This is a genomic window from Candidatus Falkowbacteria bacterium (genome assembly GCA_016699775.1).
In the GTDB taxonomy this organism is placed as follows: domain Bacteria; phylum Patescibacteriota; class Patescibacteriia; order Patescibacteriales; family Patescibacteriaceae; genus Patescibacterium; species Patescibacterium danicum.
In genome coordinates, this window is the sequence record CP065010.1 from 792,695 (window position 1) to 807,397 (window position 14,703).

A 14,703-nucleotide genomic window follows, 5' to 3' on the forward strand; every position below is an offset into this window, starting at 1 on the left:
TCCAGGTGAATTTGGACAAAAATAACCTTCAATACATTGGTTATATGTATATCAGGAACATGAGGCTACACAAGTGGTATTGCCATTATTATCAGGAATACAAGGGTTGGTACAACATTTACCATCTCCACATCTATGTTGACCAGCGACACGACATAAGGCACATTTATTTGGCTCAAGTTCATCACAACCACCACCAGCACAGCAGATCGAACCACATTGTACTTGACCAGTGCCACAAGACAAAGTTGCATAACCGGTAGAGAACTGCCATTCATACACGCTGGTGGCTACTGACCCATAACATTCAGAAGCATTAGCTTTACATCTTCCAGCTTCTGGCAAACCAGCAGCACAGCAAGTTTCTGTTCCACCGCAGTCTTCATTTCTTGTACAAAGACCAACAGAAAAATTTAAACTATTACTTACTTGTGTAGGTGAGCCTGCTTCAATACGAACAGGACCAGAATTTGCGTTTTGCGGTACAGTGGTTACTACTTTCCAAGTGCCAGATCGATCAATCTCCCAAAATGTTATGTTATCTTCACTTTGAACTTGATTATTATAAAATCTCACAGCACTGTTTCTATCCTTTGTTTTAAAATATTCTCCCCAAAAAGTAACTGTGCTATTTTTCTGACCAAGTGAAGGGTCAATTCGACAAACACCAGGATTAGGTGATCCGGCAGTTACTTCAAATGTTTGCGTTCCACTATTTACTGGCGCAGAGCCAGCTTTTTCTAAGGTAATTACATAATCCCCAAGAGGAATTGGGTTTGGGACTTTTACAATTATTTGTCTATCTGACCAAACACTCTCGGCACAGACTTGAGGAAAATCATAGTCCGCTTCTGGTCCCGTAACATCACCAAACCGAATTTTACTATTTCCTTTTGATGAACCAAAACCAGAACCACGAATTGTTACATACTGACCAATTGGTCCTCGGGCTGGCTCAATTGAACCAATTTCAGGACCAACAAATGGTTCAGCTTTTTTTGTAAAATCTAAAAAGTTACTATATACTCCGGATTCTAATACATACGTCGTTGTTTTTCCAGTTTGCAAATTTGGCACCTTAGCGGTTCCTCTTTTTGGTTCAATGAAAGTTGAATCAGTGGCTGCAACATGTGATAGAAGGTTTCCAAAATAAGCTTCTGATAAATTCAACTTTACACCGAAATAATTAATTACATCGCCTTGCTTTCCCAAATCTGGATCAATCTCACACAAACCTGGTCGATCAATGGAGTTTTTCTTGAAAAGATTAATCATAGGTCCATACAAGTCATCACTTCGATCTCGGGTCTGACTCGCAGACTCAACGGTGATCCCGCCGTCAATGGCACCAGCGGGGACAACGGCAATAATTTGTTTGTTTGTCCAAACATTGGTATCACACCGAGTATTTCCAAGAATGGTGTCATCAGCTAAAACAGCTTGAACTTCAGTATCATCGCTACCAGTAAAAAATACTTTACCGCGATCTGTCCCAAATCCGCTTCCGGAAATAGTAATAAAATTACCTGCACTTCCATTTGGTGTTCCAACATCACAGAAATTTCCCTCACCACAATCATCATTTACAGTCTCAACGGTACAGGAAATATCAAAATCATTTGAGCAAAAGCCACCTAAAGGAGTAATTGAATCTATTCTTGGCTTACTTTGACATAAGCAACAACTTGAAGTTCCCGGATCAAAGCCAGCATCTTCACAAGACAGTTGTGTCGATCCCGTAGCAGAGCAGGAATTTGAAGAGCAGAGTTCATCACTACATTGTCCATCAGGATCATTTCTATCCATCGCACAAGCTTGTCCATTACAAGCTAAACAACTTCCACCGCAGTCAGTAGCTTCCTCGTCACCATCCTGTCTTCCATTACAACAATGACCAGCTGAGACACGAACCCGTTTTTGAGCAGAAGCTTGGTTTGAAGCAAAGTCATAAACAGTTGCTTTTAATTCAATATTTTGACCAACGGTAAAAGCTTCGCCATTCCAAATTGCTGAAGCATTAAACGGAGATAAAGGCGGAGGTTCATTTAATTCACTTCTAACCAATGAGCCTTCAACATAAAAATCCATTAATCGAAGCCCATAATCATCAATCGCACTGCCACTTAAAGTATTATTTGGGGCGACACACACTTGCTCACTTACGATATTAATACGTGGCTTATCTATATCTACATAATTTCCAGTGGTAAATGAAATGGAACAAGGCGCTCCCGTACAATCTAGATTTTTACCACTATTACTTATAATATTTCCATTAACAGCTTTAACAGAAATATTGGTCGTCGATGGCAAACAATGCAAAGTTGCATGTGGTGGAGGACAAAGAGCATCAGGTACAAATTCAATATATTTACCATTAATAGTTCGAGTACCAGGAATTGGTGTATTCGTCGTATCTTGAACGGTAAAAGTTGCATCAGTAACCGAGGCAGCGCGAATTGGCTCGTTAAATTTATAAGTAATAACTGTATTACGAGGCAAGTTAGTCATCCGATTAACCGGGATCGTATTCCTTACCGTAAAAGGTGTGCTACCAAAAATACTACATGAAGTTCCGAAAACACAAACACCACTACAACAAACTTCACCAGCAATACAAGAAGGGTTACAAACTCCCCCGCCGCCTCCGCCTCCACTACCACCGGTTGCGCTTAAGAGTCGAGTTATTATAAAACTCGCAATACCAAAAGCTGATAAAATAATAGCTAAACCAATAGTGGCATTAATAAGAAGTTTTTTGGCTGTAGCGATTTTCTCTTCATTGCCACCTGAATTCATCCAAAGGAAACCAGCATAAAGCAACAAACAAACAGCAATAATTCCTAGAAACCCAAGACCAATTCGAATTACTTTAGCGACAGTAACTCGTGGGTCTTGATCCGACAGACCAATTTGACCTGCAAAATTTAGTCCAAGATCTACTTGCGCTTTAACAACCGGGGCTTTTGCAAACCAAAGACCAACTACTAATACAGTAGCCAGAAAAATCTTGGTTGATGTAGTTTTATTCAAGATCATAACAATTTCCCCGAGGGTTTAAGGTAGAAGTTGGATACAAGACTCCTCCACTATTTCGGCAACAAGAAGGATTTGAAGAATTTGGAGTGCAGGTTGGTCCAGCTGAAGGCTTATAACAATTTTGGTAAATATCTTTTACACCAGAGCCAACCTGGGCTCGGTAAAGAGTTGAATCATTAAATGTTCCATGATACAAGATTGCCTTTGTTTGGTCTGGCACACCATCCAGAGGATCAATATCTCTATTCTCTTTCTGAATCCAGTAACCAATCGGATCGCTGGCCATACTCCATAGATTAATTAAATGATGATTAATTGTTTCTATGCCATTATTTATGTTCACACTACCCGTTGACAAACTAGAAGAAAGCATTAATTTTGAAAATATAATACTAATAGCTGTAGAAACTCCAACCCCTCTCTGATTATTGACAACATCAAGCCCGTCAACCGGTATAATTTCTGGGGTAGTTAAGTCAAGACGTTCGCTGATCCAAAATGACCATTCATAATTATCACCTCGGTTATCATTATCTTCAATAGAGAGATTTTCATTCCAAGTACTGGCTTTACCTTGAGGATTATCATTACGGTTACCATCTAACGAGTTATTAGAGGCATCAACAATTCCGTTCAAAGCACTTGCCACCGGGGAATTTTTATTTTCAGCATTTTGACAGACATTACTGATACAAGAAGTATAGCCAGGCATTATACAATCTGTATTAGAAGCACAAGGAGTCAAAGAAGCTGCCTCAACTTGAACTTTTAAGTGGCTATTTTTTGGTAAACAGTAGATACTTTCACCACAACCGTTGACACCACATTTAAAATCAGAAATAAATTCAGCTGTTTTATATTGATTTGAGACTAAAAACGTTCCAGCCAGTTGATCACCAACACATAGTCTATTACTACATTTATATGAAAGACAATTTTTATCTTCTGTACAACTGCCTCCATTTGGCAGAGCTCCGGTAGCCGCATTAATAATTCGTAACTTGTCAGCGACATCTGTACTTGAACCACTAATTGTCAAAGGATTAATTGCTTCATTAAAATTAATTTGAATAACAGTATTCATTGGATGATCTTTTTTACCATTAATCGTATAAATATTTGTTAAATCTGCGCCACCACTAAATGCCGTGACGTTTAAAGCTAATTGATTAGATGCTGAAAGACCTAAAAGATTGCCTGCTGTGCCAGCTACTTTTGCTTTGAAGGTTACAACATTTCCATCTGAGGTAGCAGTTACTTCAGGATGAGAACTATCAATTGAATTAATTGAATTTTTAATTGAAGTAGCAGTCGCTACATTATTTAAGCCAACAGCGATTTGATTAACGTTTGGATTTGAAGCAACAAATGTGTATATTTTACTACCAATTGTTAATGTATCCGCCTTTATTCTTGAACGTGTTTCAACTTTCCAGCTATGACCCGCAGAATACTCAGGTTCTAGAATTACACGTAAATTACATGAAGATAAATCAAAATAATTATTAATAATGGGCAAAGGATTAGGAGGATCGACAATTTCTTCCTGGCCATAATCTACACTAGCTTTTAAAATTCCACCTTCATCAACCAAACTAATTGTGACTGTTCCATCAGCGCATCGGTTAGTGCCTTCAACCCGGGCTTTAAGAGGTGTACTTGGAGGTGATAATCTTGTAATAGCAGCTGAGGCCGCTCGATAGACAGAGGGCTTTTCGTTAACAATAATTCTTCCTTCAGCAGCAATTGCAGGCGTGGTACTAGAGAGTGTATCAGCATCATCATCAGGTAGAGGGAAAATTCCTCCATTATTAATCTCAAGTATTTTTGGAGAACGTAAATCTAGAACATCATCCTTGACTGTAAATGTCCAACGAAAACCATCAAGAGACGTAAAGGCTCGAGTGCCATTAGCTCTTTTTATGTCAACTGTTAAGTTTACTGTGTAGTTAGTATCATTATTCCCTTCACCTAAGTACCTTGGACCAGCTGGTTTAAAAATAAAAGTTTTATTATCAACTGAAGTAACAGTGACATCTTCAACAAACGGACCATTCAATTCAGAAGACTTAAAAATTTTAACACTACGTGGAATAATTTTAGCAACCAGCGGTTCGCAAATTTCCAAATCACCAGAAGTAACCACTCTATCACAAATAGTTGCAGCTTTCATAGCTTCTCTAAAAGTCACAATTATTGTAGTGTTACGAGGAACATCTCTTTGAAAAGGTTCTGGATATACGCTCTTAATTATTCCATTGCCAATACCACTAATACCACCCCCAGATCCCCCACCACCGCCACCGCCACCGCCACCGGTGGTTGCGCCAATGAGTTGACGTATAATAAAGGCAACAATACCAAATGATGCTAAAATGATAATAAGGCCAATAACTCCATTTTTCAATAAAGCTTTAGCCTTACTAATTTTCTCTTCATTGCCTCCAGAGGTCATCCAGATAAAGCCTGCGTATATTATTATAGTAACAGCAATGATGCCAAGAAAACCCAGAAGTAATCGAATTACTTTGGCAATAGTTACACGTGGATCTTGCTCACCAAGACCAACAATACTTTGAAATCTGGATTGGCTATAATTTGTTCCCCAAAGAAGATTTGGATCAACATTATTTCCTTGAGCCAAAACATCAGGAACCAACCCTACAATTAAGAAGAGGGATAGAAGAAAAAGGAGCCAGCGTTTTTTTGAAGTTGACATGAAGTATAATTATGACTTGCCAAAATCTATCTTTTATAATCATAATAGCATATCAATACATCCATAGGCAATAATATGACGATTGAACAAATCATCTCTCAAGTTGAAAATACACATCCAAAGGCTGATCTTGAATTAGTACGCCGAGCGTATGATTTTGCGTGCCAAGCTCATGGCGATCAAATGAGAAAAACCGGAGAGCCGTATATTCAACACCCACTTCATACAGCCTTTATTCTTGCCCAAATACGTTCTGATATTCCAACAATAATTGCCGGGTTGCTTCATGATGTTCCCGAAGATACAAGCACAACTCTTCAAGATATACAAAAAGAATTTGGTGAGGAAGTTGCCCATCTTGTTGAGGGCATTACTAAGTTAAGTAAAATAAAATATCGTGGGATTGCTCGCTACCGAGAAAGTCTACGTAAAATGTTCTTAGCAATGGCCGAAGATTTACGAGTCATATTAATAAAATTTGCCGATAGATTACATAACCTCAGAACCCTTGATGCCTTACCTCCAGAAAAACAAAAACGTATTACTCAAGAAACCCTAGAAATCTACGCACCAATTGCCGGGCTCCTTGGTATCTGGAGTATGAAATGGCAGATGGAAGATATTTGTTTTAAGTATTTATATCCCGAAGAGTATAAACAGCTTGAATATAGGTATGAAATAGAAAAGAAAACTGAATTAAATCAATATATTGAAAAGGTAAAAAAAATAGTTACAGAAAAACTCAATAAAGAAAAAATTCCGCATGAAATAAGTGGACGTTTTAAACACCTCTATAGTATTTGGCAAAAAATGCAGGCTAAAGACCGGGCTTTTAATGAAATTTATGATGTATTTGCCCTTCGTATTATTGTGCCAACCGTAGCGGATTGTTATAAAGCCTTGGGTATTGTCCATGCAACCTGGCGACCAAGTTATAATCGTTTTAAAGATTATATTGCCGTGCCAAAACCAAATGGCTACCGGAGTATTCATACCACTGTTTTTGGACCTGATAGCCAACCAACGGAGTTTCAAATTCGGACCGCTGAAATGCAAGAAGAGTCGGTCTATGGAATCTCTGCCCACTGGTATTACAAACAATTACGCGGTGATGAAAAAGAGAAAATGCCAAAATGGGTTCAAGAAATTTTAGAAATTCAACGAAAAGCTACCTCCAGTCGTGCCTTTATCAATGAAGTAAAATTACATATTTTCCAAGATAGAATTTTTGTCTTTACGCCAAGGGGTGATGTTCATGATCTACCGTCCGGGGCTACACCCGTAGATTTTGCCTATGCGGTTCATAGTGATATTGGTAATAAATGCGTTTCGGCTCGAATCAATCATTCAATGGGGGCATTAGATCAAAAATTAAAGAATGGTGATATGGTAGAAATTATTACTGATCAGAATCGAGCTGGACCAAATTATGATTGGCTCGGCTTTGTAAAAACTCGTCGTGCTCAAGAAAAAATTAAACAGTATTCTAAGCAATCACGACTCGGATCTCTCAAGAGATTTTTTCCTGGATTTAATAAGAAGTAAAAAAGAATCTCCTATTACAGAGATTCTTTTTTATTACCAACGTCCCATCATTTCATCTTTAAACTTACCGGTACGTCGTAAATATTCTTTTTTATCGCGAAGTTCAAGACCGATCAAAGCACTCTTTTTCTTCTGGTGTTCGTTCTTTTCTTTGCGGTGATAACGATTTTTTCTGGCCTGCAATAAACGACCGCTTTGTTGTAAGCGTTTGTTAAAGCGACGAAGGAAACTTTCAAAGGTTTCGCCTTTTTTTCGTTTGAATTCTACCATTGGGCCACCTGCCTTTCTAGAAATTAAATTAATCTACTTGGGCAATATATAGTATTTTTGGAGTGATGTCAACTTAACTTTTATTCAATCTAATAGGGTTTATAGACTATTTATTGACAAAGAATCAATATATTACTAAGGTAAACTTAACAATTTACCAAACATCTACTTTAAAAAAGGAGCTTGAAATGAAAAAAGATAGAGCCAAACAAGTAGCGCACTTCTTTTTAATCACCTTAATAGTAATAAATTATGCTCATGGTTTTTTACCAGAATTTAAAAACCCTGAAAAATCAAATTTATCATTTTCTGAAAATTCTGGCATTTTTGATAATGAATACTATTTAGCAATCCCAAACAAAACATACCTTATACTCATATCCCCCGGCATGTTTATTGGCAAGATATTACGCTACATAATCTATGACCAAGAGACAAAGCCTTGGCCAAGATTTCCAATAAAAAAAAGAGAGGGGGAAAAGGAAGAGATGATAGTTCAAAACCCTGGCAAAAGTTACCAGGGTTTTTATATATATTCAAACAAAAACTTACAAGCTAGCCCAATCATTTATACCAAAAGATATAAGACAAAGTTACAAGTTATGCGTAAGCCACTATAGTTACTTTAACCTCTTTTCTAACTCATGAATAATCTTTTTACTATCAACAACTTCCTGAGCGCCTGACTCCATATCTCGAATAATAATTGTTCCATCCATTAATTCTTTTTGTCCTATCACAAGCGTAAAACGAACATTTAATTTCTGAGCCTCTTCAAGCTGTCGCTTTAAACCATTATGCAAGAAACCCTGAGCAATTTTAAAACCTGACTTACGGAGTTCTTCAAACAAATTCATGGCTTTCTGACGAGCAATATCGCCTAATTGAGCCAAATAAATATCTGCCCCAGAACCATCTTCTAATGGTAAATTTAAAGCCCGAATTCTATTAACAGTTCGATCTAAACCAACAGATAAACCAACAGCTGGTAATACTTTACCATATAATCTTTCAAATAACTCCGAGTAACGACCACCAGTCGCCAAAGTTAATTCTTTTCTGCCATCTTCTTCTGGCATCACAAATTCAAAAACTGTCCGGTTATAAAAATCAAAATTACCAAATAAACGTGGATTTAAATTATAGTTTATTCCTAAAGCATCAAGATATTCAATCACCGAGAAGAAATCATTTTTTGCCTCTTCAGATAAGTAATCAATAATCTGAGGAGCCTCTTCATTAATCTCAGTTAATCGTTCATCATCGGATAATAAAACACTAATTGGATTTTTTGCCATCTGCTTTTTCAACTCAACAGGCAATTTTAATTTCTTGGTTCGATCACGATAGTATTCTGTTAATTTAGCATTATATTGTGATTGGCAATCAGCATCACCAATACTATTAATTTGAACTTGAGTTTCCAATTGAAGCTCTTTAAAAAAATTCCCACCAATTTGGATAAGTTGAACATCGGCAATTGGACCAGTTTCGCCAATAACATCCAAGTTCCATTGGGTATGCTGACGATAGTAGTTTGATTGCAATTTTCCAAATCTAAAAACCGGACCAAGCTGGCAAGTTTTTAACAATAATTTTGTTTCATCAATTAAGCTATGCTCTATAACCGCTCTAACCAAAGAAGTTTTCATCTGTGGTCGCAATGCAACTCGTTCACCTCCTTTATCAACAAAACTATACAACTCTTTAGTAGGTATTTCACCAGTTTTACCATGTGTTTTCTCATATAATCCCACTGCTTCTAATATAGGAGTCTCTATTCTATCAAAATCATAGACACGAGAAAGCTGTAGGGCTTTATCAATAACTAAACGCCAAAATCGCCATTCATCTGGCAATACATCTTTCATACTTTTCAAACGAGGTGGTGGATCAGTCTTTTTTATCACTCGTGGAATAGGAACAACTGATTTTTTTGGAAGTGGTCTCATCATAAAATTTATTTATTATATGAAGGGTTTTTTACTAACTCAACTCGTGATAGAGGCAAACCTCGGAAAAAGCTTCTACCAATAATAAAATCTATATTAACTGGGCCAAAACTACGGGAATCTTTTGATCCATTTCGGTTATCTCCAAGAACATAATACTCATCACTTTTTAAAGTTACCTTCTCACTAACCTGAGAAACTGTTTCAGTTAGCGGAGGAATATATGACTCTAATAATTCAACTGCCTCTTCACCAGCCCGAGCAATATACACATTTCCATCTTTAATTTCTATTGTTTCGCCAGGTAAACCAATCACTCGTTTAATAAAATATTCTTGAGGGTTTTTTGGATAACGAAAAACTACTACATCCCCTCGTTTCGGTGAATTAAATCTATAGCTAATTTCATCAACCAATAAATAATCATGCTCATGAAAATTTGGCTCCATAGAGGCCCCTTTAACATAAAAAGGCTGAGCTATAAAATAACGTATTGGCAAAATAATAGCCAAACAAATTAAAATTGTTTTAAATATTTCCCAAACAGATTCAAAAAATCGCCTCATACTATAGTCGTTAATCAATAAAGGTTTCAATAGAAGGTGAGAGAATTATACTCTATGTTGTACTAACAAGCAACTACCTTCTTTTTAGCTTTTTTTCAGTCTTTAGAATATCTATTGTTGTCTTAATAACAGTATCAGGATTGAGAGAAATACTGTCAATACCACACTCAACTAAAAATCGGGCAAATTCCGGAAAGTCGCTTGGTCCTTGGCCACAAATTCCTACTTTAGTTTTTGTTGCTTTTCCTGTTTCAATGAGATAACGGATCAAAGATTTAACAGCATCATTTTTCTCATTGGACATACCCGCAACTTTCAAAGAACCGGCATCGCGATCAATACCAAGCGTGAGTTGAGTTAAGTCGTTAGAACCGATTGAAAATCCATCAAAGACTTTGGCAAACTGTTCAGCCAAAATAATGTTAGCCGGAATTTCAGCCATCACATAAACTTCTAAATCATTCTTTCCTTGCTTTAAACCATATTTTGCCAAAAGCTCCAAAACCTTTTTCCCTTCTTCAACTGTTCGACAAATCGGAATCATCAATTTCATATTAGTTAACCCCATCTCATCTCTAACTTTTTTCAGTGCCTTACACTCCAAAGCAAAAGCTGGTTCATACGAAGGATCATAATAACGACTCGCCCCACGCCAGCCAATCATTGGATTAGCTTCAATTGGTTCATAAGCCTTTCCACCAATAAGGTTGGCATATTCATTGGACTTAAAATCAGTCAACCGAACAATCACCGGCTTTGGATAAAAAGCAGCTGCAATCAAGGCCACGCCTTGCGATAAACGATCAATAAAAAATTGTTTTTTATCAGCATACCCAACTGTTAAATCATCAATTTGTTTTTTTACTTTCTTGTCAGTAATTTTGTCATAATTAATTAAAGCCAAAGGATGAATTTTTATATAGGTATTAATGATAAATTCTTCTCGAGCCAAACCAACACCGTCGTTAGGAATAAATGAAGACGTAAAGGCTAATTCCGGCGAACCAATATTCATCATGATCTGAGTTTTTGGACGAGGCAAACTTTTTACATTGGTTTTCTTAACTGTATATTTTACAATTCCTGGATATACATACCCATCATCACCTTCAGCACAACTAATGGTAATATTTTCTCCGGCCTTAATTAAATTACTGCCATTTTCTGTTCCAACCACACAAGGAATTCCAAGCTCTCGGGAGACAATGGCCGCATGACAGGTTCGTCCGCCCTTGTCAGTAACAATTGCTGAAGCAATTTTCATAATCGGCTCCCAATCAGGATCCGTCATATCAGTCACCAACACCTGGCCTTTTTTAAACTTTGAAATATCTTTAATATCCATGATCCGATTAGCTTGTCCAGCACCAATTTTATTACCGACGCTCTTACCTTTTACAATCGGTGATGGATGTGAGGCAATTTTATACTCTTCAACAATACTGTAATCTCGAACACTGTGAATCGTCTCCGGACGAGCTTGAACAATGTAAACCTTATTTTCTACACCATCAACCGCCCATTCCATATCCATTGGACGATCATAATGCTCTTCAATTATCATGGCCGCCTGAGCTAATTCTTTGACCTGGGCATCGGTGATAGAGTATTCCAACTGATCTTTTGGAGCAACTGGAATATCTTTAACTGGTTTTGAACCCTTGTGATCATACACCATTTTAATTCGCTTGCGACCACGGGCTCGAAAAATAATCTTGCCTGTTGGTTTAAAAACCATAAACTCATCGGGGTTAACTTTACCTTGGACAATATTTTCACCTAAACCATAAATTGAATTAATCAATACAACATTTTTAAAACCTGATTCAGTATCTATAGAAAACATAACACCGCTTGAGCCAACATCTGAGCGCACCATTTTCTGAACACCTACTGATAAAGCAATTTTAAAGTGATCAAAACCTTTATCTTGTCGGTAGGATATAGCTCGATTAGTAAATAATGAAGCAATACATTCTTTCACGGCGACTAAAAGTGCTTCATGGCCAGAGATATTAAGATAGGTATCTTGTTGACCGGCAAAAGAAGCATCCGGCAAATCTTCAGCCGTAGCTGAAGAACGGACGGCAACATGAACATTTTTTGTTTTATAGATCTTTGACAACTTATCATAAGCAGTAATAATTTCTTTTTTAAGTTTATCTGGAAATTCTGCTTTGACAATTAATTCTCTAATCTTTTGTCCACGACGAGCTAAATCATTTACATTATTAGTATCTAAACCTTTTAAAATTTTTCGTATTTCTTGCATCAAACCAGTTTCTGAAAAAAAATGTCTATAGGCTTCGGAAGTTGTGGCAAAACCATTTGGGACTCGGATATTTTTTGCTGTTAAGGTGCGAAACATTTCACCCAAGGAAGCATTTTTTCCACCAACGGTTGGGACATCTTTAATACCAAGATCTTTATAGAATTTTATGAGAATCATAGAAAAATAATTGAATTAAATAAATTTTAAAACATATTCTCACCTATCAACAAGTGATTAGTGAGGGCGAGAATCTAATATTATAATTTGATTTTGAGGCTCCAAGGATAAATATAAGGAGCTTCCCACCATTCTCCATTATAGGCTTTTATAAAGCCAATAGCAGCAATAATAATCGCCGCTAGGAATAAGATCTGACCAATCACCGGGACCCACATTAATAAACTAATAGCTACTTCCACAAGAAATAATACAAAGCCTTGTTTGGCATGAAACTGAGCAAATTTTGATTGACGTTTAAATAATAATGGAACTAAACAAAGGATCCAAAGATAGGAAACTGAAGCCAAAGCTTTATTCTCTTGAACATCAGATTCGTAAACTTTTTTTTCTGTTTGAGGCATATAAAAAAATAGTATGGAATTAATACTATTAGTATAGCATGAATACTATAAACAGCTATAAATCGGCACTGATATCAGACTGCAACTTGCAATTGATATCAGCCAATAAAAATATATTATATTTCAAAGATTTACACTAAAAAAGCTTAGCGTCGTGATTTCTTTTTAATAATTTTTTCTTTTGTCTCAAGCCTTGGCTGTTCAACGTTGATCAACCTTACTATTCGATGCCAAATACGTACACTCATAAAAGTAATGAAAGCAAAAATCAATAATACCAATATAATCAAGGAAAGATATCGGAGCACCAAATCAATAATCTGAGACATAAACCTAAAGGTAACAATCATCATAAGCGGGATTGTTTCATGACTTTCCATATTTTGATTATCAATTACTTTTGCAGTGAGAGAATAAATACCAGCCTTAAATGGCTCAGAAATAAGGAGCATAAATTCTCCTGCCTCATTACTGGTAACACTTTCTTTATAAATAATTTTTTTATCATCCCGAAGAAATATCGTTACTAATGAATGTGGATACGTTAGTCCAGTAACTTTTATATCATCACCTGACTCTAAGCTACTCGTATAATAAGTGATAACCGGAGAATTAATTCCTCCCACCAGAATTTCTTTGGTGGCAACAATAATATTGCCGGCTTTATCAGCAGCTGTAATTGAAATAGTATGAGTACCTGGCTCTAAAAATTGTGTATCAAAAAAATTTTCTTCTGGATTAGGAGTAAGATTCTCAAAAATAGTCTGGCCATCAACATTAATAGTGTAATGACTTAACCCTGACAAATCATCAACTGTCCGAAATGAAACTCCGTTGCCCCGATAACCAATGATAAAATGTTTTGGTGGTGCGGTATCAATATTTAAACAATAATATGAAACATTTCCCCAACCAATAGCATTGCGCAACATAAGACTAAAACAATGTCTTCCATCTTTAAGATCTTCAATCTTTTTTTCAGAAATTGGCGGTATATATGAAACCGTTGGTTTATTAATAATTGACTCACCAACATCAGCCCGAACTTCAAGAACTCCATCTGGTAAACTCCAGGATAACTCCGGAGAATTATTTGTATACCATTTATTTTGATCACTATGAGTGCTTGAAATAATACGGGACACGGTTGGTAAGTCGCTATCAGTATCACTCTCTTCCTTATTCTCATTATCAGTCTCAGTATCAGTTCCGACAATAGTGAATTGAGCTCTACCGCCTAAAGATAACGGGCTTGTGTCTTGATCACCATTAGCCAGAACCGAACCAAACGTATAGGTTACATAAGCAGGACCATTTTGAATTACCTTAAAACTAATAGCTATAACCTTACCCCCATTTCCGCTATAGCCTCGATTCAAAGCCGTACCTTTAAAATTAATAGTTCCGCTTGAGTTGGAAAAAGTCGGTTCCTGTGTCCATAAATTAAGAATAGAACCACTACGGCTTAAGGATGTGACCTGTAAAGTATCTTGTGTGAAGGATACTGCGCCAGAAACAGCGTCAATGGTATCTTTAGCACTATCAATAAGAAGATTGACAGTCACTGAATCACCAACCTTAAACTGACCCGAACTTGGTGAAAAATAAACACTGGCCGCCTGTGCTTGTGTTGGCGAAGATACTAAAAAGAATATACTAGTAAAAAGTAAAAGTAATACATAGATAAAACTATTTTTAAATTTACCACCAAATATTGCCATATAAGTAATTAATAATTCTATTTTTGACTAGAAAAATT

10 protein-coding genes are annotated in these 14,703 nt (G+C 36.6%); 2 read left to right on the forward strand and 8 right to left on the reverse strand.

Annotation, left to right across the window (positions count from 1 at the left end; all coding sequences use genetic code 11):
- Positions 1 to 51: 51 nt before the first annotated feature.
- A complete protein-coding gene (locus IPN41_04055; GenBank protein QQS60262.1) occupies positions 52 to 3,039 on the reverse strand; it encodes an IPT/TIG domain-containing protein in 2,988 nt (995 codons plus the stop codon).
- A complete protein-coding gene (locus IPN41_04060) occupies positions 3,026 to 5,758 on the reverse strand; it encodes an Ig-like domain-containing protein (protein QQS60263.1) in 2,733 nt (910 codons plus the stop codon). The genes IPN41_04055 and IPN41_04060 overlap by 14 nt, the downstream gene beginning before the upstream one ends.
- 75 nt (positions 5,759 to 5,833) lie before the next feature.
- Between IPN41_04060 and IPN41_04065 the strand changes: the two genes are divergently transcribed.
- The gene (locus IPN41_04065; protein QQS60264.1) at positions 5,834 to 7,303 is read left to right on the forward strand and encodes a bifunctional (p)ppGpp synthetase/guanosine-3',5'-bis(diphosphate) 3'-pyrophosphohydrolase; all 1,470 of its coding nucleotides are present in this window, start codon (positions 5,834 to 5,836) and stop codon (positions 7,301 to 7,303) included.
- Between the two features lie 33 nt (positions 7,304 to 7,336).
- Here the strand turns inward: IPN41_04065 and IPN41_04070 are convergent, their stop codons facing one another.
- A complete protein-coding gene (locus IPN41_04070) occupies positions 7,337 to 7,573 on the reverse strand; it encodes a hypothetical protein (GenBank protein QQS60265.1) in 237 nt (78 codons plus the stop codon).
- Positions 7,574 to 7,686: 113 nt separating this feature from the next.
- Here IPN41_04070 and IPN41_04075 point away from each other — a divergent pair, with 113 nt between their 5' ends.
- Positions 7,687 to 8,193 carry a hypothetical protein gene (locus IPN41_04075; GenBank protein ID QQS60266.1) on the forward strand — a complete coding sequence of 169 codons (507 nt, stop codon included), beginning with the start codon at positions 7,687 to 7,689 and terminating at the stop codon, positions 8,191 to 8,193.
- Here the strand turns inward: IPN41_04075 and hisS are convergent, their stop codons facing one another.
- The 5 genes from hisS to IPN41_04100 form a co-directional block, all read right to left on the reverse strand.
- A complete protein-coding gene (gene hisS / locus IPN41_04080; protein QQS60267.1) occupies positions 8,194 to 9,528 on the reverse strand; it encodes a histidine--tRNA ligase in 1,335 nt (444 codons plus the stop codon).
- A gap of 5 nt (positions 9,529 to 9,533) precedes the next feature.
- On the reverse strand, positions 9,534 to 10,091 hold the full coding sequence (gene lepB, locus IPN41_04085) for a signal peptidase I (protein QQS60268.1): 558 nt from the start codon (positions 10,089 to 10,091) through the stop codon (positions 9,534 to 9,536).
- A gap of 73 nt (positions 10,092 to 10,164) precedes the next feature.
- Positions 10,165 to 12,540, reverse strand: coding sequence for a phosphoenolpyruvate synthase (ppsA, locus tag IPN41_04090; GenBank protein ID QQS60269.1), 2,376 nt, complete (start codon positions 12,538 to 12,540; stop codon positions 10,165 to 10,167).
- Positions 12,541 to 12,620: 80 nt separating this feature from the next.
- Positions 12,621 to 12,944 carry a hypothetical protein gene (locus IPN41_04095; protein QQS60270.1) on the reverse strand — a complete coding sequence of 108 codons (324 nt, stop codon included), beginning with the start codon at positions 12,942 to 12,944 and terminating at the stop codon, positions 12,621 to 12,623.
- 146 nt (positions 12,945 to 13,090) lie between these two features.
- Positions 13,091 to 14,665, reverse strand: a complete 1,575-nt coding sequence (locus IPN41_04100; protein ID QQS60271.1) for a hypothetical protein — start codon at positions 14,663 to 14,665, stop codon at positions 13,091 to 13,093.
- Positions 14,666 to 14,703 lie beyond the last annotated feature (38 nt).

What these genes read in the sequence shown, in the direction of transcription:
- IPN41_04055 (QQS60262.1), bottom strand. Translation starts at nt 3,039, where the DNA reads ATGATCTTGAATAAAACTACATCAACCAAGATTTTTCTGGCTACTGTA.
- IPN41_04060 (QQS60263.1), bottom strand. Translation starts at nt 5,758, where the DNA reads ATGTCAACTTCAAAAAAACGCTGGCTCCTTTTTCTTCTATCCCTCTTC.
- IPN41_04065 (QQS60264.1), top strand. Translation starts at nt 5,834, where the DNA reads ATGACGATTGAACAAATCATCTCTCAAGTTGAAAATACACATCCAAAG.
- IPN41_04070 (QQS60265.1), bottom strand. Translation starts at nt 7,573, where the DNA reads ATGGTAGAATTCAAACGAAAAAAAGGCGAAACCTTTGAAAGTTTCCTT.
- hisS (QQS60267.1), bottom strand. Translation starts at nt 9,528, where the DNA reads ATGATGAGACCACTTCCAAAAAAATCAGTTGTTCCTATTCCACGAGTG.
- lepB (QQS60268.1), bottom strand. Translation starts at nt 10,091, where the DNA reads ATGAGGCGATTTTTTGAATCTGTTTGGGAAATATTTAAAACAATTTTA.
- ppsA (QQS60269.1), bottom strand. Translation starts at nt 12,540, where the DNA reads ATGATTCTCATAAAATTCTATAAAGATCTTGGTATTAAAGATGTCCCA.
- IPN41_04095 (QQS60270.1), bottom strand. Translation starts at nt 12,944, where the DNA reads ATGCCTCAAACAGAAAAAAAAGTTTACGAATCTGATGTTCAAGAGAAT.
- IPN41_04100 (QQS60271.1), bottom strand. Translation starts at nt 14,665, where the DNA reads ATGGCAATATTTGGTGGTAAATTTAAAAATAGTTTTATCTATGTATTA.